This window comes from Nocardia neocaledoniensis (genome assembly GCF_029868625.1).
In the GTDB taxonomy this organism is placed as follows: Bacteria; Actinomycetota; Actinomycetes; order Mycobacteriales; family Mycobacteriaceae; genus Nocardia; species Nocardia neocaledoniensis_A.
On sequence record NZ_JARWOJ010000345.1, the window covers coordinates 22,886 to 42,816 of the forward strand.

The window sequence follows — 19,931 nt, forward strand, 5'->3', positions numbered from 1 at the left end:
ACACGACTGCGCCATAGTGGCCTGGCGAACCGTAGTGAAAGTTGGTGTGGGCGTTGGGATTGCGAATCTGGGCGAGGGATCGGAAGCGGTGGGCGACGATCGGCGGGGGCGCTGTCCTCGCTGCCGTGATCATCGCGCTGCTGGCCGGATTCGCGTTGACCAGATCCGGGAGCGAGTCGGCCGCCGACACCACGCCACCGGCGCTGCGGGTGCGCGCGCCGGAGCCGGTGTCGTCCTATCGGGCGCCGATCGTGGTGCGGGGCACGGCGATCGACGCGGTGCGCGTGTCCATCGGCGCCGACGCGGTGGCGCCCGCCGCGGACGGGACCTTCGAACTCTCGGTGCCGTGGGCGCCCGCTGTCGAGGTCGTCGCGGTCGACGCGGCGGGCAATCGCAGCAGCGCGATCGCGGTCACGGCCTTCGCGCTGCCGCGGGTGCGCGCCGTGCACGTCACCGCGCACGCCTGGTCGCACGAAGGGCTGCGGGAGGCGGTGCTCGCCATGGCGCGCGCGGGACGCGTCGATACCGTGCAGCTCGACATCAAGGACGAGGACGGCGTGGTCGGGTACGACTCGCAGGTGCCGCTTGCTCGCGAATCCGGCGCTGTCGCGGCCATTTACGACGCGCCGGCCGCCTTACGTCAGCTGCACGAGCTCGGCGTGCGGGTGGTGGGACGCATCGTCGCGTTCCGCGACCCGACCGTTGCCGCGTGGGCGTGGCACAGTGGCAGGCCGGACTGGGTCGTCCAGAATCCCTCCGGCCAGCCCTATTCCAGCCACTACGGCCCGATCGCCTTCACCAATGTCGCCCATCCCGAGGTGCGCCGCTACAACATCGATCTCGCGGTGGAAGCAGCCCGGCTCGGTTTCGACGGCATCATGTACGACTACGTGCGCCGCCCCGACGGCAGTCTGCCCAGCATGCGTTTCGCCGGCCTCACCGAGACGCCCACCGACGCGGTGGCGGGCTTCGTGGCCGAGAGCCGCTACCCGGTCCACGCCGCGGGCGCGCACCTGAGCGCCGCGGTCTACGGCATCGCCGCCACCCGCCCCGACCAGATCGCCCAGGACATCCCCCGCATCGCCCGCCACGTCGACTACGTGGCCCCCATGGTCTACCCCTCGCACTGGAACCCCGGCGAATACGGCGTCGCGAACCCCAACGCCCAGCCCTACGACATCACCCTCGCCTCCCTCCGCGACTTCCAGACCACCACCGCGGGCACCGGCGCGAAGGTGATCCCCTGGCTCCAGGACTTCACCCTCGGCGTCCCCTACGGCGACACCGAGGTCCGCGCCCAGATCGACGCCACCCGAGCCGCGGGCATAGACAGCTTCTTCCTCTGGAACGCCGCCACCCGCTACCACGCCGACGGCATCCCCCCGGCCTGAGCTGCGTCGTCGGCGTCTCAGTCGGTGGCGGCGACCTCGGTCTGGATCGGCGCGGCGGGGACCCATTCGCGCAGTGGTTGGACGACGGAGCCGTAGAACGAATCGGTCGCCGAGGTCACGCTGGTGATGAAGCTGGCGGCGGTGCCGGAGCGTTTGTTGCCCATCGGGAAGGTCTGTTCGAGGGTGAACGAGACGATCGAGCCGGGCCGCCCTTCGGTGAGCGATTTCGGGGTCGCGCGGACGGTTTCGAGGAACTCGCAGGTCTCCGCGCCCCGTTCGGTGAACACCGCCTCGATCTGGAGATTGCCGGGCGCCTCGGTGAGCTGCTTGGTCAGCCAGGCGACGCGCCGCAAGGCGGTGCCTTCGTCGGGCGCGGCGATCGTGGTGCGGCAGCGTACTTTTCCGGTACGGATGTCGGCGGTGACGGTGAGATCACCTGCGGTGTCGGGGATTCGCAACACCGCCTCGAACGAGCCGTCGGTGGCCAGTCGCTCGGCGACGGCGGTGGCGCGGGCGGCCGGGTCGGTCCGGTGTTTGCGGGCGAGCACATGCTTGACCTCGACGCCCAACTCCGCTGTCAGTCGCAGAGCGAGATGCCTGCTCAACGACACCCAGGTGTCGGCCACCGTGAGCGCCTTCTGATCGCCCGCCCGCAGCGTGCCGGTGGTGACCGCGTCCCTGACGGTGACCCAGTGCCTGCCCATGTCGACGAATTCCGCGGCGCCCGAACGTGGATGGTCGAGGAAGCGCAAGAATTCGGCGAGGATCCAGGATTGCAACGGGTCCTCGATACCGCCGTGCGACAGCAGCATCCTGGCCTCGTGGGCGACTTCGGCCCAGGACAGATGCCGCAGCGCCACTTTCGTCAGTTTTCGGCGATCGACCTGCACCGGCAGCTCGCCGGGACCGGCGGGAATGTCGTTGGACAGGCTGACGACTACGTCATATTTCTTCCGGCGCGCGACATCGAGGTAACTCTCCAGCTGGTCCTTGCGCAGCCGCCCGTTGCCGGTCTTGACCTCGAGCAATCCGGTCCACTGCTTGCTGCCACGAACCACCTTGAGGACGGCGTCGGGAATCACCTTCGAATCGCCCGCCTCGTACTGGACTTCGAGGTAGCCCTCGAAAGCGCCTGCGGGCGCGCCCATCCGAGCGCAGACAGCACGGGCGAACGGCCGCACCGCCTGCATGGTCGCGATGAGCGCCGATGTGGTGCGGCGCTCCTGTTCCTCGCCCGAGCCGACCCCGACGATCGAGAACAACCGGGCCGGTTGCCAAGCTTCCGACTCGGCTTGGCGGAACTCGATCGGCTTCGCCTTGCGTACCGGCCGTTTCGCGGTGCGGACGCCACTGGTACGCGCCGGTGTGGGCTCCGGAGCAGTTTCCGGCGTGGCGGGTTCAGGCGCCGCGGCGGCCGACGCAGGTTCATCGTCGATCGCCACGCCGAAGTCGGTCGCGAGGCCACTCAAGCCCGAATCCCAGCCTTGCCCGACGGCGCGGATCTTCCACACCCCGTCGCGTCGGTAGACCTCGCCGAACACGAACGCGGACTCGGTGTCCGCGTCGGCCGTCAGGTATTCGGCCAGCGACTGTCCTGCTGGGTCGATCACGTGAAATGCCAGTTTGCCGAGGTCGCCGAAGGTTCCTGTGCCGACGCTGCCCGCCAGTGCCACCGTGTGGACGTGCGCAGGCACCGCGCCGAGATCGATCGTCATCTTGGCTTGCATGCCCTCCTCGGTGGCGCTGGTGCCGAGGAAGCGCACGGACCCGTCCTGGGATTCGGGCTGGTTGTAGAACACGAAGTCGGCATCGGATCCGACCCGGCGATCGGCACCGAGGAGCAGTGCCGAGGCATCCACCTCGACGGCGGGCTCCGGCCAGCCGATCACGATGTCGACGCGGTCGACATCCTCCGGCAACGCGATGTTCTGGCCCTTGGACAACAGCGGAGACGACACAGCAGCAGCTCACCCTTCGAGGCTCGGCACGACCCGCAAGGCTGATGCAGCCGACCCGCTCGCTGACCCCCTTGCCGCACATCGCGATTCACCGGCGATGCCGAGGAATGTCGGCGGCTGCGGCGGTGGTGTTACACATCTCACGTTTGGGCGCGAGAATACGTGACTACCTGCTGCTGAGCAGCCGGTTTCACGCCACCCAGGCGATGGCGTCGGGTTCGGCGGCGACGGGGAAGACGCGGATTTCGGCGGGGAGGAGGAAGGCGAAGAGGTGGATGGCTTCGGCGAGGGTTTTGTGGTCGGTGACCAGGGCGATGCGGCCCCAGGCGCTGCGGGGGACCTCGATGAGTTTCAGGTCCTGCCACATGGCGTCGAGGGAGTAGCGGTCGAAGTCGGGGCCGAGGACGTAGACGACGTTGATCGGCTGTTGGTGCCGGAGCGCCGACTCGATCGCCGGATCCAGGTGGGTGGTGTAGTCCTCGGCGGTGACGGTGCCGGACGCGCGGAAGCCGATCGTCGCGGCGGGTAGGTCGGGAATCGGCTGCAAGGGCATGACACGGCTCCTTCGTCCTGGTGGTCGACACCTGGGACGGTAGAGCCGGACCGACGGCGCGGCGTCATGCGTTGCGGGTGAGATCGGCACGCCCGCCGAGTCCGGTACTACTTCGGATCGCGCTCCGGCAGCGGGCGTTCGACGATGTCGGGGCGGCCGAGGGAGGTGCGGACGCGGCGCTTGGCGGCCGAATACACCTGGGCGGTCTCGGCGGCGACCACGTCCCAGGCGAAGTCGGCGGTGAGGCGCTCGCGGGCGTTGTAGGCGCGGTCCTGGGCGGTGGCCGGATCGTCGAGGACGGCGCGGGCCGCGTCGACGAGTCCGTCGATGTCGGCGGGTTCGAAGGACGCGCCGGTGACACCGTCGATGACGGCCTCGCCGAGACCACCCGCGGTGGAGGCGATGAGCGGCACACCGGCGGCCGCGGCCTCGAGCGCGACGATCCCGAACGGCTCGTAGCGGCTCGGCAGGACGATCGCGTCGGCGCCGTGCAACCAGCCGAGCAGTTCGGCGTGACCGAGGCTGCCGACGAAGTTCACCGCTCTGGCGACCCGGTGCACCCGAGCCCGCTCACGCAGCCACTCGAACTGGGTGCCGACACCGGCCACGGTCAGGGTGGTGCCGGGATGCGCGCGGCGGATGCGGGGCAGCGCCGCGATCGCGTCCTGCACGCCCTTCTCGTATTCGAGCCGCCCCACGTACAGCAGCTTGGGCGGCCCGCTGCGCGGCGCGCGCGGCCGGAAGGTCCACGCGCCGACGTCGATCCCGTTGCGGATCACCGTGATCGGCGAGAGCTCGGGCCCGTAGAGGCGTTCCACCTCGTCCTGCATCGAGGTCGAGCAGGTGATGAGCTGGTCGGCCTCGTTGCACAGCCACCACTCCACCGAGTGGACCTGCTTGTTGACCCGCCCCGACACCCAGCCGCTGTGCCTGCCCGCCTCGGTGGCGTGGATGGTCGCCACCAGCGGCACGTCGTAGAACTCGGCCAGCGCGATCGACGGATGCGCGACGAGCCAGTCGTGCGCGTGCACCACATCCGGCGTCCAGCCCTCGCCGACCCCCGGCTTGCCCAGCGCGACACCGGCCCTGACCATGGCGTGCCCCATCGCCAGGGTCCAGGCGAGCATGTCCTCGCCGAAGTCGAAGCAAGGCGGGTCCTCGGCCACGGCGACGACGAGCACGCCGTCGGCGACATAGGAGTGCGTGGGATGGGTGAGCGAATCGGTGCCCGTTGGCCTGCGCGCCAGCACGACCACCTCGTGCCCGGCCGCGGCCAGTTCCACGGCCAGGTGGTGCACGTGCCGACCGAGCCCGCCGACCACGACCGGCGGGTACTCCCACGACACCATCAAAATCTTCATGCGAATCCTTAAGGGGCGGCCGACGGGACAGCGGTCGGCAACCGCCGCGCGTCCAGACCAGGGAAGAATCCGTCGGCCAGGCTCCATCCTGCCGCGAGACGGGTCGCTTTGGCGAACTGTCCGGCCCCGATGGCCTCGGCGAGTTCGCGTACGGCGTGCGCGTGCTCGTGCGCGCGGTCGCGGGCGTACCCGGCGGCGGAGTCCTTGCTGACCATGAACGCCCAGTCGCTGGAGACGGTCAGGATCGCCTCGCGCAGCAATTGATCGGCCACCGGATCGCGCAGCGAACCGTCGCGGCGCACCTTGTCGAGGGTGTCCAGCGCCAGCCGGACGACGTCGGCGTTGAGCTCGACGAGATCGGCGACCTGGTCGCCCGCCCACACCCGCCAGTCCTTGCCCGAACCCCACGACGAGTCGTTGAGCTGCACGGGTTCGCCCACGTACCCGTTGTCGCGGGCATCGGCGAGGGTGCCGACGTTCACCCCCGCCTCGGGCAGCGCGCGCAGCACCTGCTCGAGCCATTCGGGACCCTCGTGCCACCAGTGCCCGAAGAGTTCGGTGTCGAAGGCGGCCACCACGAGGGCGGGGCGCCCGATCCGCGCGGACTCCTCGATGAGTCGGGCGCGCACGGTCTCGACGAAGTCGGCGACGTCGCGGGTGATCGCGGTGGCGGCGAGCTCGGGATCGTAAGGGGCCTTGTCAGGACCGGCCACGGTTTTGCCGGTCACCCGCGACGGTTTGAGACCGGTCGCGTGATCGTAGTGATGGAAATCACGGTAGGCGCTCTGTCCCGGGTACCCCTGTTTCGGTGACCAGACCCGGTAGCTCACCTGGAGATCGCGGCCGAACGCGAGCACCTCGGAGTCGCGCACCGGCCTGCCGAGGGTGGTGTCGCCGCGCAGCGACGGGCCGTCGACCATGAAATGCGTCACACCCGCGTCGTCGTAGCCGCGCTCCATGCCGGGGGTGTAACCGCACTCCGGCGCCCAGATGCCGGTGGGGGTGGTGCCCCAGCGCTGCCGCGCGTCGGCCAGGCCCTCGGTGAGCTGGAATCGGCGCAGCCGCTCGTCCAGCAGGGGCTGGAACGGATGCGCCAGCGGGCCGCCGAGCAGCTCGATCGCGTCGGCGTCGATGAGCGAGCGCCACACCGGCGAGCCGCCGTGTCGCCAGTCGCGTTCGAATTCGGCCGAAGCCGTTGCGGCGAGCCGGTGTTCGTGGCGGCCGAGGGCGACGTTGCCCGACATCGACGCCTCGTCGGCGCGCAGCTGCCAGTTGCCCAGCCAGTGGTGCATACCGGCCAGGCAGTGCGGGTCGTCGAGCTGGGCGGCGAGCACGGGCGTGATGCCCAGGCTCAGCAGATGCGTACGACCCTCGGCCGCAAGGTTTTTCAGCACCCGGACCACGGGCAGGTAGGACGCGGCCCAGGACTGGTAGAGCCATTCCTCGCCGACCGGCCAGCGCCCGTGGTGGGCCAGCCAGGGCAGGTGGGAGTGCAGGACGAGCGTGAACTGGCCCGGCACGGCGCCGGACCGGGCGGAGCGGGAATCTGTCAACGCCGTGCCTTCTGCGCGATCGCGACCAGGTCCAGGCTCGCGTCGATATCGCCTTCGCGCAGGTCGAAATCGTCGATGGTCACGGCGGCGACGTCGGCGGTCAGGTCGGCGGGCCACGGCTCACCGGCCAGCGCGCGCTCGATCTGGGCGTCGATGAAGGACCCACCGTGCTTGGCGTCCAGTGCTTTCAGGCTCGCCCCGTGGTGCACGCCGAGCATCTCCTCGACGGTGAAGCCCGCCTCGACCAGCAGCTCGGTCAGTTCGGCGGCGTTGAGCTCGCGTGTGTGGAACGGGTTGAGCGGGGTGTCGCGGCCGGGGGAGAAGGTGATCCGGTTGGGGGTGCTGATCAGCAGCAGGCCGCCGGGGCGCAGCACGCGCAGGCACTCGCGGAGGAACTGCGCCTGATCCCAAAGGTGTTCGATCACTTGGAAATTCACCACGACGTCGACCGAGTCGTCGTCGAGTGGCAGCGCGGCCAGATTGCCCTGGATCATCTCCACCCGCGGGTAGCGCGCGCGCACGTGCGCGACGGCGCTCTCGTCGTAGTCCACGCCGACGACGCGCGCGGCGACCCCGGCGATCATGTCGGCGCCGTAGCCCTCGCCCGAGCCTGCCTCGAGCACGGTCTTGCCGGTGCAGCGATCGAGCAGGCGGGCATAGGCGATCTCGTGCCGACGGAACCAGTAGTTCTCCTCGGCGATGCCGGGCACGGTCCGCTCGCCGGTCAACGGCAGTGGTTCATGTGTGGCGGCCACGGGTGCGGCAGGGATCACAGCCTCGCTCATGGCTCCGACGTTACTGGTACCGCCGGTTCGCCCAGGAGTCAGGGATGCCCTTGTCATGTAGGTTACCCACGAGTAACTTAGCGTAGGGTAGTGTTCCGCCCTGAGCAGTTTTCTCACCCGGACGTACGGCCCAGCTCGTGCGGCCACCACACACGTGTCCCCAGAAGGAGGTCGACGAAGACCGATGCCGAACATCGTCGTACTCATCAAGCAGGTCCCCGACACCTGGTCCGAGCGCAAGCTCACCGATGGTGACTTCACCCTCGACCGCGAGGCTGCCGACGCCGTCCTCGACGAGATCAACGAGCGCGCCGTCGAGGAGGCGCTGCTGATCAAGGAGGCGCAGGGCGGCGAGGTCACCGTGCTGGCCGCCGGTCCGGATCGCGCCACCGAGGCCATCCGCAAGGCGCTGTCCATGGGCGCCGACAAGGCCATCCACATCAACGACCCGGCGATCCACGGCTCCGACGCCGTGCAGACCGCGTGGGTGCTGGCCGGCGCGCTCGGCCAGGTCGAGGGTGTCGAGCTGGTCATCGCCGGTAACGAGGCCACCGACGGTCGCGCCGGTGCCGTGCCCGCGATCATCGCCGAGTACCTGGGCATCCCGCAGCTGACGCACCTGCGCAAGCTGACCGTCGACGGCGACAAGATCACCGGCGAGCGCGAGACCGACGAGGGCGTCTTCAAGCTCGAGGCCTCGCTGCCCGCGATCGTCTCGGTCACCGAGAAGATCAACGAGCCGCGCTTCCCGTCCTTCAAGGGCATCATGGCCGCGAAGAAGAAGGAAGTCACCGTCTTCACGCTGGCCGATCTGGGCATCGACCCGTCGACCGTCGGTGTCGCCAACGCGGGCACCCAGGTCACCGGTTCCACCCCGAAGCCGCCGCGCACCGCGGGCGAGAAGATCGCGGACGAGGGCGAGGGCGGCAACCAGATCGCGTCCTACCTCATCGGTCAGAAGATCATCTGATCCGGCCGTCCGAGACTTCCCCAAGGAGAAAGAACAATGGCTGAAGTACTTGTGCTCGTCGAGCACGCCGACGGTGCCGTGAAGAAGGTCAGCACCGAACTGCTCACCGCCGCCCGCGCCCTGGGCGAGCCCGCCGCCGTCGTCACCGGCCCGGCCGGTACCGCCGAGAAGCTGGCCTCCGCGCTGGCCGCCGCGGGCGCCGAGAAGATCTACGTCGCCGAGTCCGACGACGTCGACGGCTTCCTGGTCACCCCGAAGGTCGACGTGCTCGCCGGTCTGGTCGAGTCCGCCTCGCCCGCCGCCGTGCTGGTCGCCGCCACCGCCGAGGGCAAGGAGGTGTCGGGCCGCCTCGCCGCGCGCATCGGCTCCGGTCTGCTCGTCGACGTCATCGGCGTCAACGCCGACGGCTCGGCCGTGCACTCCATCTTCGGTGGCGCGTTCACCGTCGACGCCAAGGCCACCGGCGACGTGCCGGTGATCTCGATCCGCCCCGGCGCCATCGAGGCCGCCGCGCAGGCCGGTGCCGGCGAGCAGGTCACCGTGGCTGTGCCCGCGCAGGAAGAGGGCGTCGTCAAGGTCGTCTCGCGCGAGCCGATCGTCGCCGGTGACCGTCCGGAGCTCACCGAGGCCGGCATCGTCGTCTCCGGTGGTCGCGGTGTCGGTTCCGCCGACAACTTCGCGGTCGTCGAGGCGCTGGCCGACTCGCTCGGTGCCGCCGTCGGCGCCTCGCGTGCCGCTGTCGACTCGGGCTACTACCCGGGCCAGTTCCAGGTGGGTCAGACCGGTAAGACGGTCTCCCCGCAGCTCTACATCGCCCTCGGCATCTCCGGCGCCATCCAGCACCGCGCCGGCATGCAGACCTCGAAGACCATCGTCGCGGTCAACAAGGACGAAGAGGCCCCGATCTTCGAGATCGCGGACTACGGCATCGTGGGCGACCTGTTCAACGTCGCGCCCCAGCTGACCGAGGCGGTCAAGTCCCACAAGGGCTGATCGTTTCGACGCCGAACGCGTAGGCGGCCCCCCCCCGGGGGGCCCGCGGGGGGCCGCCGGGCGCGCGGGGGGGGGGGGGGGGGGGGGGGGCGCCCCCCCGGGGGGGGGGGGCCCGGGGAAAAGCGGTGTACACGGTGTGAAACAATGTCTCATCGTGAAGAACTTCGAATCCCTGTTCGCCGAGCTGACCGAGCGCGCCCAGACCCGCCCCGAGGGGTCGGGCACCGTGGCCGCACTGGACGCCGGCGTCCATTTCCAGGGTAAGAAGGTGCTCGAGGAGGCCGGGGAGATCTGGCTGGCCGCCGAGCACGAGAGCGACGAAGCCCTCGCCGAGGAGATCTCCCAGTTGCTGTACTGGGTCCAGGTGATGATGGTGGGTCGCGGGCTGAAGCTCGAGGACGTGTACCGACATCTGTGACGGCTGATCCGTCCCGTCGACGTCCACCCCCACTGCTTCTCCCCGAAAGGTCCCCATTCCCATGTTGCGCGTCGCTGTTCCCAACAAGGGTTCGCTGTCGGAATCGGCCGTCTCCATCCTGAGTGAGGCCGGTTACCGCAAACGCACCGATTCTCGCGAGCTCACCGTGCTCGACCCCGTCAACCAGGTCGAGTTCTTCTTCCTGCGGCCCAAGGACATCGCCATCTACGTCGGCTCCGGTGAGCTCGACCTCGGCATCACCGGCCGTGATCTGGCGCTGGACTCCGGCTCGCCGGTGACCGAGCGGCTCTCGCTCGGCTTCGGCCGCTCGACGTTCCGCTACGCCGCCCCGGCCGGGGACGAGTGGAAGGTCGAGGATCTCGCGGGCAAGCGCATCGCCACCTCCTACCCGAATCTGGTGCGCGCGGATCTGGCGCGGTTCGGGATCGAGGCCGAGGTGATCCGGCTCGACGGCGCCGTGGAGATCTCGATCCAGCTCGGCGTGGCCGACGCGATCGCCGACGTCGTCGGTTCGGGTCGCACCCTGCGTCAGCACAATCTGGTCGCCTTCGGTGAGTCGCTGTGCGACTCGGAGGGCGTGCTCATCGAGCGCACCGGCTCCGACCGCGACGACCGCGCCCGCAATCAGCTCATCGCCCGCATCCAGGGCGTGGTGTTCGCCCAGCAGTACCTGATGCTCGACTACGACTGCCCCAAGTCGCTGCTCGACGAGGCCGTCGCCATCACCCCCGGCCTCGAGTCGCCCACGGTGTCCCCACTGACCGACCCCGAATGGGTCGCGGTGCGCGCCCTGGTCCCGCGCAAGCAGGGCAACGACCTGATGGACCGGCTCGCCGACCTCGGCGCCAAGGCGATTCTCGCCACCGACATCCGGTCCTGCCGCGCCTTCTGATCCGGTGCGCTGACGGCCCGGCGAGCACGACCGCTCGCCGGGCCGTCGCCGTGCGTGCGCCATTGTCGCGCCCGCGGCGCCGCGATCCACGAGATCCGCTCAGGCTGAACGCAATCGGTGTGGGGCGGGGCGCGCGTTGCTACCTTGCGGTTTCTCGATGAGGAAACCGAGGAGTCACCGTGTCGCAGACACCACCCGAGCCGCGCCCGGGTAGCGCGTTCACCTGGAACGAGGACTGGCTGGCGACCGTCGTCGGCCTCGCGCTGATCGGCCTGGTGCTGGTCGGCGCGATTCCCGGATGGCTGGTGCCGTGATGAGCGAGCCGCGCACCACCACCGAAACCGCCGCGCTGCAAGCCAACCCGAAACCGACGGCCGCCGATGTGGTGGCCGGGATCGCGCTGGTGCTCGCGCTGGGCGCGCTCACCCGCTTCTTCGACACCCAGGCGCCGCGGTGGGCGGAGGGCACACCGTTCCAGCGGGTCGCCAAGACGGTCGAATACCCGGTATACGCGATCGCGATCGGCCTGCTCGGCAATGTCGTGCTGGGCAAGCTGGGGCTGCGGGATCGGCTCTCGGCCGGGTTCCGGACCGAGTTCTTCATCAAGACCGGGGTGGTGCTGCTCGGCGCGTCGATCAATCTGAAGATCCTGGTGACGGCCGCCGCGCCGGCGATCGTGCAGGCGCTGGCGCTGATCACGATCGTCTTCGGATTCACCTGGTGGTTCGGCGGTCTGCTCGGGCTCGACGACAAGCTGCGCGCGCTGCTGTCCTCGGCGGTCTCCATCTGCGGCGTCAGCGCGGCCATCGCGGCGGCGGGAGCGGTGCAGGCGCGCCGGGAGCAGATCGCCTACGCTGCGTCGCTGGTGATCATCTTCGCGCTGCCGTCGATCTTCCTGCTGCCCTGGCTCGCCGACGTGCTCGGGCTGTCGGCGCCGGTCGCGGGGGCGTGGATCGGCGGCAACATCGACACCACGGCGGCGGTGGCGGCGGCGGGCGCGCTCGCGGGGGAGGACGCGCTGAAGATCGCCACCATCGTCAAGACCACCCAGAACGCGCTCATCGGGCTCGTCGCGATCGCGCTGACCGCCTGGTTCGCCTTCCGCGTCGACCGCACCCCGGGCGCGGCCCGGCCGAGTCTCGGCGAATTCTGGTCCAGATTCCCGAAATTCGTGCTCGGCTTCCTCGCCGCCTCGGTCATCGGCACCCTCTACCTGCAGTCGGTCGACAAGAAGACGGGTGCCGCGCACCTCGCGGTGATCAACGACCTGCGCACCTGGTTCCTGATCCTGGCGTTCGTCTCGATCGGCCTGGAGTTCTCGCTGCGCGGCCTGCGCGAGGCGGGCTGGCGGCCGATCGCGGTGTTCGGCGCCGCCGTGGTGGTGAATCTCGCTGTCGGTCTGGGCCTTTCGGTGCTGCTGTTCCGCGACTTCACAGTGTGAGGCCGCGGTGCCGAGGCGACTGGTTCGGCGCTGGGCCGGGCGCGTCGGCGGCCGAGCGTGGCGTCCGCGTCCGGGTGAGCGGTTCCGCCACAGCGACCACCCGGTGGCGCACCGCCGTGGCCGGGGACCGCGCCGGGGCTCACACGTCCTCGTCGGCCCGCACGTCGGGGATGCCCAGCTCGGTCGGCGCCGGTTCGCCCCGGGGCCAGCCCGGATACGGTGGCGGGGTGCCGCCGAATTCCGGGCACAGGTGCTGGAATTCGCAGTACCGGCACATCGTGTTGCGCACGGCGGGGAAGTCCCCGGTGCGGCCCGCCGCGAGGATGGCCTCCCACAGCGCGGTGAGGATCCGGGCGAAGCGTTCCAGTTCCGCCCGCTCGGGGGTGTAGGTGAGCAGCACCTTGTCGGCCAGGTAGATCAGCCGCAGCTGCGCGGGCACGATGTCGCGGGTGCGCAGGATCATCAGCGCGTAGAACTTGAGCTGGAACAGCGCCCGCGCCTCGTGCAGCGGGCCGGGGGAGCGGCCCGTCTTGTAGTCGACCACCCGGAGCAGGCCGTTGGGCGCGATATCGATGCGGTCGACGAACCCCCGCAGCGGGACGGCGCCGTCGAGGTCGACCTCGACCCGCTCCTCCAGCGCGTGCGGTTCGAACCCGGTCGGATTCTCGAGCTCGTAATAGCTCGCGACCAGGCGGCGAACCTCCTCGAACAGCGCCTCCGGACCGCCCGCGGCCACCAGTTCGTCGAGTCCGTCGCGGTCCGCGCGCACCCGCTCCCACGCGCCCGGCACCAGCTCGGCCGCCCGTTCGGGACGGCGCTGTTCGGCGGGCAGTCCGAACAGGTCCTCGAGCACCGCGTGCACGACCGTCCCGCGCACCGCGGCCCGCGTCGGCGGCTCGGGTATCCGATCGATCGCCCGGAACCGGTACTTCAACGGGCACTGCTTGAAATCGCTTGCCCGCGAAGGCGACAGCGCCGGACGCGACCGCGCGACCGGTTCGTCGGTGGCGAGGGAGACGGGCACAGGCACTGACATACTTCGCAGGGTATCGGCAGGCACCGACACCGCTCGCCGGATTCGATCTCGGCCGGTCGGTCTGCCAGGATCGGCGCATGCGTCGAAGGATTCGGGTGGGGGCGGCTGCGGCCGCGATGATCGTGCTGAGTGCGTGTGAGGAACCGGGGAAGACGGTGCGGGTGCCCGCACCGACCACGACATCGGCGGCGGCGACCACCACGAGCGACCCCGGACAGGCCCTGCGCACGGGCAAGCTGGCCGAGGGCATGCGGATCGCTGAGGTCCTGGCGCTGCCCACCGCGATCGATCCCCGTTTCGTCCGGCACGGCGGTTCCGACGTGCTCACCTCCGCGAGACTGACGATCGTGACCGGTCACAACAACCCGCTCGGGGCGGTCGCCGAGGATCACGATCTGCTGGCGGGCTTCGTCAGCCAGCGCTCCAACGGCGGCAAGGAACTGGCCGAGAGCGAGTGGCTCACCCACGGTGTCATGCGCTTTCCCGATCCGGACACCGCGATCGCGGCGGCCGACGAGTTCGCCGCGGTGGCGATCGCGAACCGAGGCATGCTGCAGACGGTCGAGTGGGCGAAGGCGACCCTGCCCGGTGCGCCGGACACCCGGTTCGTCCAGCTGACCGACCGGGGCCGGGTCGAAGGCATGGCTTTCACGCCGGTGCGCGACTACGTGGTGTTCACCAAGGTGCGGACCGGCTCGGCCGAGGATCTCGCGGCGATCAGCCGGGGCGCGCTGGAACGCCAACGGCCGCTGCTGGATTCGTTCACCCCGACCCCCGCCGCCGAGCTGGCCCGCCTGCCCTACGATCCGGACGGCGTGTACGAGCTGTCGGTCGGTGACAACGGCAGTGGCCGCGGTGCCTACCGGCAGCACGCCGCGCTGCTGTTCGCCGAGGACCAACCCGCGGCCGTGGCGCTGTATCCCCGGCTCGGCGTGAGCGCCATGGCGATCAAGGGCAGCACCGTCTACCGCGCGACCGACGCCGCCGCGGCGAGCGAGCTCGCCGGGGCCACCGCGACCGCGATCGCCCGTGCCTGGGACAAGACATCGGCCGCCGCTCCGGACGATGTGCCGGGCGCGTCCTGCGCCTCCGACGGCGCGGAACACGCGAACTCCTGGGTCTGCGTGGTGACCGCCGGACGGTACGTGGGCGAGGTGTGGGCGAAATCCCAGGACGCCGCGCACCGCGACGCCCGCGAGCAGTATCGGGTGCTCGCCGCCGCGCGGTAGCCGACGGGGATCACCCCGGTGCGGAGCCGGGCGCGGTTCACCTGGCAGGCTGGAGTGTCCATTCGAAGAACGGAGATCCATGACGGCCAGACGGACCGGTCCATTCGCCATCGGGGACCGGGTGCAGCTGACCGATGCCAAGGGGCGCCTCTACACGGTCGTGTTGGAGGAAGGGAAGGAATTCCACACCCACCGCGGCGGCATCAAGCACGACGAGCTCATCGGCACCGACGAGGGCAGCGTCGTGAAGTCCACCAACGGCACCCCCTACCTGGCGCTGCGGCCGCTGCTGGTCGACTACGTGCTGTCGATGCCGCGCGGCGCCGCCGTCATCTACCCCAAGGACGCCGCGCAGATCGTGCACGAGGGTGACGTGTTCCCCGGCGCCAGGGTGCTCGAGGCCGGCGCCGGTTCGGGCGCGCTGACCTGTTCGCTGCTGCGCGCGGTCGGGCCCGAGGGCGAGGTGATCTCCTACGAGATCCGCGACGACCACGCCGAGCACGCGGTGCGCAACGTGGAGACGTTCTTCGGCGAGCGCCCGTCGAACTGGTCGCTCACGGTGGCCGATGTGGCCCAGTACGAGGGCGACCCGGTCGATCGGGTGGTCCTGGACATGCTCGCGCCGTGGGACGCGCTGCCCGCGGTGTCGAAGGCGCTGGTGCCCGGCGGTGTGCTCATCGTCTACGTCGCGACCGTCACCCAGCTGTCGAAGGTTGTCGAGGCGCTGCGCGAGCAGGAGTGCTGGACCGAACCGCGCTCGTGGGAGTCGATGGTGCGCGGCTGGCACGTGGTCGGTCTGGCCGTGCGTCCCGAGCACCGGATGCAGGGGCACACGGCGTTCCTGGTGAGCGCGCGGCGCCTGGCCGAGGGGACCGTGACTCCCAAGCCGCAGCGCCGGCCCTCCAAGGGCTGAGTGGCCGGAGCGGGGGGGGGGGGGGGGGGCCCCCCCCCCCCCCCCGCGGGGCCCCCCCCCCCCCCCCCCCCCCCCCCCCCCCCGCCCGGGTCAGCAGCCGCGCGGCCACCAGCGCCGCCGCGGCGACGGCGAACCAGCGCCACCCCTCCGTGGTCAGCCCGAAACGGGTGGCCTGCAGGATCGCCGACCCCGCCGCGGCCACCGCGCCCACGGTCAGTGCCGAGCGCACCCCGCGAACCGGCGCGACCGTGCCGTCCCACCAGCGCAGCGGCGCGTTCTCCCGGCCGCGCAGCGCCAGGAACAGCACGCAGGTCAGCGCGAGGGTGGCGCCGACCTGTACCGCCGTCTGCGCCCAGAACCCGGGATGCGCCGGGCCCGAACGGTCGACGCCGGCCAGGTGCGCGAGCACGATCACGGTGAGCAGGGCGGGCATGTGCCACAGGTACAGCGTCATGGCGCCGGTGTTGCCGATCACCGTCACCCACCACACGCGGGGTCGCTGGGCGATCCGGCGCAGCCAGGGCGCGGCGGCCACGGCCGCGCAGCACAGCATCACCGCGTGCCCGGCCAGCAGCAGCGACGGCGGCGCCAGATTCGACAGCCGCTGGCCCGGCACGGTCACCATGCTCGTGTCGTAGGGGCCGAACGCCACCAGCAGCACGTCGGCGACCAGCACGGTCGCGGCGACGGCCGCCGCGGTCCGGCGGGGGAGCGCTCCGCGCAGATAGCCGATGCCCAGCGCGGCCGGGATCAACCAGGCGAGCAGATTCAGGTATCCGAGCGCGGCCGGGCCACCGTTGAGGCGCACCGCGTCCACGACGGCCGTCAGCCCGACGAGGACCGCGACGGTGGCGAACAGCCGGCGACCGTCGGTGACGACGGCGGCGAGTGCCGGCACACACGCCAGGACCACCAGGTACGTGCCGAGGAACCACAGCAGCTGCACGCTCGTCACCGCGAGCGGACGATCCCAGCCCGGTCCCAGCACCCGGCCGGCGATCAGCACCAGCAGCGTGGACGCGGCGAGGAAGTACACCAGCGGACGGACCAGCCGCTGGGTCCGCCGGAACAGCCAAGGGCCCCAGGCCGTCCCGGCGGCGAGACCACGCGCGCCCGCGGCGGCGCCGGCGAAGAAGAACAGTGGCAGCACCTGCAACAGCCAGGTCAGCGGCTGCAGGACGGGCAGGTCGGCGAGGACGTTGCCGAAATGGGCCTGCCCGTCGCGCACCGTCACCGTCAGCATCAGGCAGTGGCCGACCACGACGACCACGAGCGAGGACAACCGCAGCAGATCCAGCACCCGGTCACGATCGGCGGGGGTGTTCGCCGCGACGACCGCGACACCGGGAACGACACTCATACCGGAGACCTTCGCAGACCCTCGCTCCCCGCGCCCACCGCGGTTCTACGCGTCCGGCGCGGGGAAACTACTCAGGCGCCCGGTGACGGCCCTCAGGCCGGGGTGCAGGGAGCCTGCGCGAAGCCGAGCAGCAGGCAGCCGCTCGTGTCGGACAGCTTCCAGGTGCCGTCCACGTTCTCCCAGGTGACGGGGAACGCGGGGGCGGTGCCGTGCGGCGAGGTGATGGTCACGTCGGCGGTGGCGCTGTTCCCGCTGGGCACCACGTTGGCGACGGCGAAGGAGAGGGTGTACCCGGCGAGCATGCCGTTCATCTGATCGATGTTGGCCTTGCGCGCCTCGCCGTTGACGATCAGCTTCGACTTCTCGTCGGTCGACAGCGCCGGGTCGGCGAACTGCACCAGCGTCGCCTTCAGGGAATCGGTGGAGGGGGCGGCGGCGTTGTCACCGGACGGAGCCGGAGTTGCCGAAATGCTGGACGGAGCGGCCGAGATACTGGTACTGCTGCTGGTGGCGTTCGTCGAGGAATCGTCGGAGCCGCCGCAACCGGTCAGTCCGACGGTAACGGCGAGCGCCGCTGCGGCGGTAGCGACGGTGACACGGATCGTGCGGGCAGGAAGGAGCATGCTCAGCAACCTTTCGGTTCGACGGCGAGTGCCCCGGTCGGGGTGTTAGGGGAGCCTAACAGGCGAGTATTCGTCGCTTGATGTCGTACCGACCGTACAAGATGTGATCACGACGAAACCATGTCGGAAAGCGAGAACGGACCGCGCCCGGTAGCGTTGAAAGACCGGGACTGGGAGGAGCAGCATCATGAGCCCCAACGAGAATTCGGATTCGGCGGCCTGGCGAGAGCTCGAGGCGGTACGCGCCGAGGCGGCTGCTCTCCGCAGGCAACTCGCCGACTCGCCGGATCGCACACGCGAATTGGAAGCACGGATCGATTCGCTGACCATCCGCAACGGCAAGCTGATGGACACGCTCAAGGAAGCGCGTCAGCAGCTGATCGCCCTGCGGGAGGAAGTCGATCGGCTCGGGCAGCCGCCCAGCGGTTACGGCATCGTCATCCACGCCTACGAGGACCAGACGGTCGACGTCTTCACCTCCGGTCGCAAGATGCGCCTCACCTGCTCGCCCAACATCGACGTCGCCACGCTCGAGTACGGCCAGACCGTCCGCCTCAACGAGGCGCTCACCGTCGTCGAGGCGGGCACCTTCGACGCCATCGGTGAAATCGGCACGCTGCGCGAGATTCTCGACGACAACCGCCGCGCCCTGGTGGTCGGCCACGCCGACGAGGAGCGCGTGGTGTGGTTGTCCGGCCCGCTGAGCAAGCTGGCCGAGTTCGACGACCTCGACGACCCGGACGCCCCGATTCGCCGTCTGCGGCCGGGTGATTCGCTGCTGGTCGACACCAAAGCCGGCTTCGCCTTCGAGCGCATCCCCAAGGCCGAGGTCGAAGACCTTGTCCTGGAAGAGGTTCCCGACGTCGACTACACCGACATCGGTGGTCTCGGCAGGCAGATCGAGCAGATCCGCGACGCGGTGGAACTGCCCTTCCTGCACAAGGATCTGTTCCGCGAGTACGCGCTGCGCCCGCCCAAGGGTGTGCTGCTCTACGGTCCGCCCGGCTGCGGTAAGACCCTGATCGCCAAGGCCGTCGCCAACTCGCTGGCCAAGAAGATCGCCGAAGCCCGTGGTGAGGACGCCAAGGAGGCCAAGTCCTTCTTCCTCAACATCAAGGGCCCGGAACTGCTCAACAAGTTCGTCGGCGAGACCGAACGCCACATCCGGATCATCTTCCAGCGGGCGCGGGAGAAGGCCTCCGAGGGCACCCCGGTGATCGTGTTCTTCGACGAGATGGACTCGATCTTCCGCACCCGTGGTTCGGGCGTCTCCTCCGATGTGGAGACCACCGTTGTGCCGCAGCTGCTTTCGGAGATCGACGGCGTGGAGGGTCTCGAGAACGTCATCGTGATCGGTGCCTCCAACCGCGAGGACATGATCGACCCCGCGATCCTGCGGCCCGGCCGCCTGGACGTGAAGATCAAGATCGAGCGGCCGGACGCGGAGTCCGCGCAGGACATCTTCTCCAAGTACCTCACCGAGACGCTGCCGCTGCACGAGAGCGATCTGCGCGAGTTCGACGGCGACAAGGCCGCGTGCGTGGAGGCGATGATCGAGAAGGTCGTCGAGCGGATGTACGCCGAGAGCGACGACAACCGGTTCCTGGAGGTCACCTACGCCAACGGTGACAAGGAGGTCCTCTACTTCAAGGACTTCAACTCCGGCGCGATGATCCAGAACATCGTGGACCGGGCGAAGAAGTACGCGATCAAGTCCGTGCTCGACACCGGCAACCCGGGTCTGCGGATACAGCACCTGTTCGACTCGATCGTCGACGAGTTCGCCGAGAACGAGGACCTGCCCAACACCACCAACCCCGACGACTGGGCGCGGATCTCGGGCAAGAAGGGCGAACGGATCGTCTACATCCGCACCCTCGTCACGGGCAAGAACGCCTCGGCGAGCCGCGCGATCGACACCGAGTCCAACACCGGTCAGTACCTGTAGAACGATCGAGTGGAGGCCGCGTTCCCACGGGGGCGCGGCCTTACCGCCTAGCGGGCCGTGTGAGCGTTTTTCACGAAAACGCCGCGCGACCCGAAGTGAATAGGGCATGCTTCACTTGTTCGTCACACCTGATGAGGACGCGTAACCGAGGAGTGTGCCCCATGGCCGGTTCAGCTGCTGAGTTCCTGACCGAAGTGATCCTGCAGACGATCCAGAATCTGTTCAGCTCGATCAGCGCGGGCTGATCCACCGCACGGCGCGGGGCCCGGGGGGGCCGCACCCCCGGGCCGCCCCCCCCCCCGGCGGGGGGGGGGTGGGGGGGGGGGGCGGGGTGCTGGTCGGGTCGCCACCGGGGGGGCCCGACCTGTCGGCGAACAGGACGACCGCGCCGGCGGTGAGCGCCACGGCCAATGCCGCCGCGCCGAGTGACCACGCGGTTCGGTGCCGGGAGGAGGGCCGGGTGTCCGGTGGCGGGGGAGCGGGCGG

17 protein-coding genes and 2 pseudogenes are annotated in these 19,931 nt (G+C 70.0%); 10 read left to right on the forward strand and 9 right to left on the reverse strand.

The window, feature by feature from the left end; genetic code table 11:
* Window positions 1–125: 125 nt before the first annotated feature.
* Window positions 126–1,391 (forward strand): putative glycoside hydrolase, encoded by a 1,266-nt coding sequence (locus QH270_RS26895; RefSeq protein ID WP_280346852.1) that lies wholly within the window; start codon window positions 126–128, stop codon window positions 1,389–1,391.
* Window positions 1,392–1,408: 17 nt separating this feature from the next.
* On the opposite strand, the gene QH270_RS26900 is transcribed toward QH270_RS26895, so the two are convergent.
* The 5 genes from QH270_RS26900 to QH270_RS26920 all read right to left on the reverse strand — a co-directional run bounded on the left by QH270_RS26900 (window position 1,409) and on the right by QH270_RS26920 (window position 7,601).
* Window positions 1,409–3,349 carry a TerD family protein gene (locus QH270_RS26900; protein WP_280346853.1) on the reverse strand — a complete coding sequence of 647 codons (1,941 nt, stop codon included), beginning with the start codon at window positions 3,347–3,349 and terminating at the stop codon, window positions 1,409–1,411.
* A gap of 190 nt (window positions 3,350–3,539) precedes the next feature.
* Complete coding sequence (locus QH270_RS26905) at window positions 3,540–3,902, reverse strand: STAS/SEC14 domain-containing protein (RefSeq protein WP_280346854.1); 363 nt, start codon at window positions 3,900–3,902, stop codon at window positions 3,540–3,542.
* 107 nt (window positions 3,903–4,009) lie between these two features.
* Window positions 4,010–5,263, reverse strand: a complete 1,254-nt coding sequence (locus tag QH270_RS26910) for a glycosyltransferase family 4 protein (protein ID WP_280346855.1) — start codon at window positions 5,261–5,263, stop codon at window positions 4,010–4,012.
* Window positions 5,264–5,271: 8 nt separating this feature from the next.
* Window positions 5,272–6,816: a glycoside hydrolase family 57 protein gene (locus tag QH270_RS26915; RefSeq protein WP_280346856.1), complete on the reverse strand. Its 1,545-nt coding sequence runs from the start codon at window positions 6,814–6,816 to the stop codon at window positions 5,272–5,274.
* A complete protein-coding gene (locus tag QH270_RS26920; RefSeq protein WP_280346857.1) occupies window positions 6,813–7,601 on the reverse strand; it encodes a class I SAM-dependent methyltransferase in 789 nt (262 codons plus the stop codon). Before QH270_RS26920 ends, QH270_RS26915 begins: the two co-directional genes overlap by 4 nt.
* Before the next feature lie 184 nt (window positions 7,602–7,785).
* On the opposite strand from QH270_RS26920, the gene QH270_RS26925 reads away from it, so the two are divergent.
* The 6 genes from QH270_RS26925 (at window position 7,786) to QH270_RS26950 (ending at window position 12,336) form a co-directional block, all read left to right on the forward strand.
* Entirely contained in the window at window positions 7,786–8,571 is a 786-nt protein-coding gene (locus tag QH270_RS26925) for an electron transfer flavoprotein subunit beta/FixA family protein (RefSeq protein WP_280346858.1), read from the forward strand.
* 36 nt (window positions 8,572–8,607) lie between these two features.
* The gene (locus QH270_RS26930; RefSeq protein WP_280346859.1) at window positions 8,608–9,564 is read left to right on the forward strand and encodes an electron transfer flavoprotein subunit alpha/FixB family protein; all 957 of its coding nucleotides are present in this window, start codon (window positions 8,608–8,610) and stop codon (window positions 9,562–9,564) included.
* Between the two features lie 154 nt (window positions 9,565–9,718).
* Window positions 9,719–9,982 (forward strand): phosphoribosyl-ATP diphosphatase, encoded by a 264-nt coding sequence (locus tag QH270_RS26935; RefSeq protein WP_110041330.1) that lies wholly within the window; start codon window positions 9,719–9,721, stop codon window positions 9,980–9,982.
* A gap of 61 nt (window positions 9,983–10,043) precedes the next feature.
* The gene (hisG, locus tag QH270_RS26940; protein ID WP_110041259.1) at window positions 10,044–10,895 is read left to right on the forward strand and encodes an ATP phosphoribosyltransferase; all 852 of its coding nucleotides are present in this window, start codon (window positions 10,044–10,046) and stop codon (window positions 10,893–10,895) included.
* A 179-nt stretch (window positions 10,896–11,074) separates the two neighbouring features.
* On the forward strand, window positions 11,075–11,209 hold the full coding sequence (locus tag QH270_RS26945; protein WP_261774652.1) for a hypothetical protein: 135 nt from the start codon (window positions 11,075–11,077) through the stop codon (window positions 11,207–11,209).
* Entirely contained in the window at window positions 11,209–12,336 is a 1,128-nt protein-coding gene (locus QH270_RS26950) for a YeiH family protein (RefSeq protein ID WP_280346860.1), read from the forward strand. The genes QH270_RS26945 and QH270_RS26950 overlap by 1 nt, the downstream gene beginning before the upstream one ends.
* A gap of 139 nt (window positions 12,337–12,475) precedes the next feature.
* Here QH270_RS26950 and QH270_RS26955 read toward each other — a convergent pair whose 3' ends face one another.
* Window positions 12,476–13,372 carry a RecB family exonuclease gene (locus QH270_RS26955; RefSeq protein WP_280346861.1) on the reverse strand — a complete coding sequence of 299 codons (897 nt, stop codon included), beginning with the start codon at window positions 13,370–13,372 and terminating at the stop codon, window positions 12,476–12,478.
* A 77-nt stretch (window positions 13,373–13,449) separates the two neighbouring features.
* Here QH270_RS26955 and QH270_RS26960 point away from each other — a divergent pair, with 77 nt between their 5' ends.
* Window positions 13,450–14,601 (forward strand): DUF7373 family lipoprotein, encoded by a 1,152-nt coding sequence (locus QH270_RS26960; protein ID WP_280346862.1) that lies wholly within the window; start codon window positions 13,450–13,452, stop codon window positions 14,599–14,601.
* Between the two features lie 79 nt (window positions 14,602–14,680).
* Entirely contained in the window at window positions 14,681–15,514 is an 834-nt protein-coding gene (locus QH270_RS26965; protein ID WP_280216562.1) for a tRNA (adenine-N1)-methyltransferase, read from the forward strand.
* A 313-nt stretch (window positions 15,515–15,827) separates the two neighbouring features.
* Here QH270_RS26965 and QH270_RS26970 read toward each other — a convergent pair.
* Both QH270_RS26970 and QH270_RS26975 read right to left on the reverse strand, forming a co-directional pair.
* A pseudogene (locus tag QH270_RS26970) lies at window positions 15,828–16,874 on the reverse strand (acyltransferase family protein); the annotation flags it as partial.
* A gap of 92 nt (window positions 16,875–16,966) precedes the next feature.
* Entirely contained in the window at window positions 16,967–17,497 is a 531-nt protein-coding gene (locus tag QH270_RS26975; protein ID WP_280346863.1) for a hypothetical protein, read from the reverse strand.
* Window positions 17,498–17,684: 187 nt separating this feature from the next.
* Here QH270_RS26975 and arc point away from each other — a divergent pair, with 187 nt between their 5' ends.
* Window positions 17,685–19,445 carry a proteasome ATPase gene (arc, locus tag QH270_RS26980; protein WP_280346864.1) on the forward strand — a complete coding sequence of 587 codons (1,761 nt, stop codon included), beginning with the start codon at window positions 17,685–17,687 and terminating at the stop codon, window positions 19,443–19,445.
* A gap of 231 nt (window positions 19,446–19,676) precedes the next feature.
* On the opposite strand, the pseudogene QH270_RS26985 reads toward arc, so the two are convergent.
* Window positions 19,677–19,931, reverse strand: a pseudogene (locus QH270_RS26985) (hypothetical protein); the annotation flags it as partial.

Coding starts and splice junctions, on each gene's coding strand:
- QH270_RS26905 (WP_280346854.1), bottom strand. CDS start 3,902: ATGCCCTTGCAGCCGATTCCCGACCTACCCGCCGCGACGATCGGCTTC.
- QH270_RS26910 (WP_280346855.1), bottom strand. CDS start 5,263: ATGAAGATTTTGATGGTGTCGTGGGAGTACCCGCCGGTCGTGGTCGGC.
- QH270_RS26920 (WP_280346857.1), bottom strand. CDS start 7,601: ATGAGCGAGGCTGTGATCCCTGCCGCACCCGTGGCCGCCACACATGAA.
- QH270_RS26925 (WP_280346858.1), top strand. CDS start 7,786: ATGCCGAACATCGTCGTACTCATCAAGCAGGTCCCCGACACCTGGTCC.
- QH270_RS26930 (WP_280346859.1), top strand. CDS start 8,608: ATGGCTGAAGTACTTGTGCTCGTCGAGCACGCCGACGGTGCCGTGAAG.
- hisG (WP_110041259.1), top strand. CDS start 10,044: ATGTTGCGCGTCGCTGTTCCCAACAAGGGTTCGCTGTCGGAATCGGCC.
- QH270_RS26950 (WP_280346860.1), top strand. CDS start 11,209: ATGAGCGAGCCGCGCACCACCACCGAAACCGCCGCGCTGCAAGCCAAC.
- QH270_RS26955 (WP_280346861.1), bottom strand. CDS start 13,372: ATGTCAGTGCCTGTGCCCGTCTCCCTCGCCACCGACGAACCGGTCGCG.
- QH270_RS26960 (WP_280346862.1), top strand. CDS start 13,450: ATGCGTCGAAGGATTCGGGTGGGGGCGGCTGCGGCCGCGATGATCGTG.
- QH270_RS26965 (WP_280216562.1), top strand. CDS start 14,681: ATGACGGCCAGACGGACCGGTCCATTCGCCATCGGGGACCGGGTGCAG.
- QH270_RS26975 (WP_280346863.1), bottom strand. CDS start 17,497: ATGCTCCTTCCTGCCCGCACGATCCGTGTCACCGTCGCTACCGCCGCA.
- arc (WP_280346864.1), top strand. CDS start 17,685: ATGAGCCCCAACGAGAATTCGGATTCGGCGGCCTGGCGAGAGCTCGAG.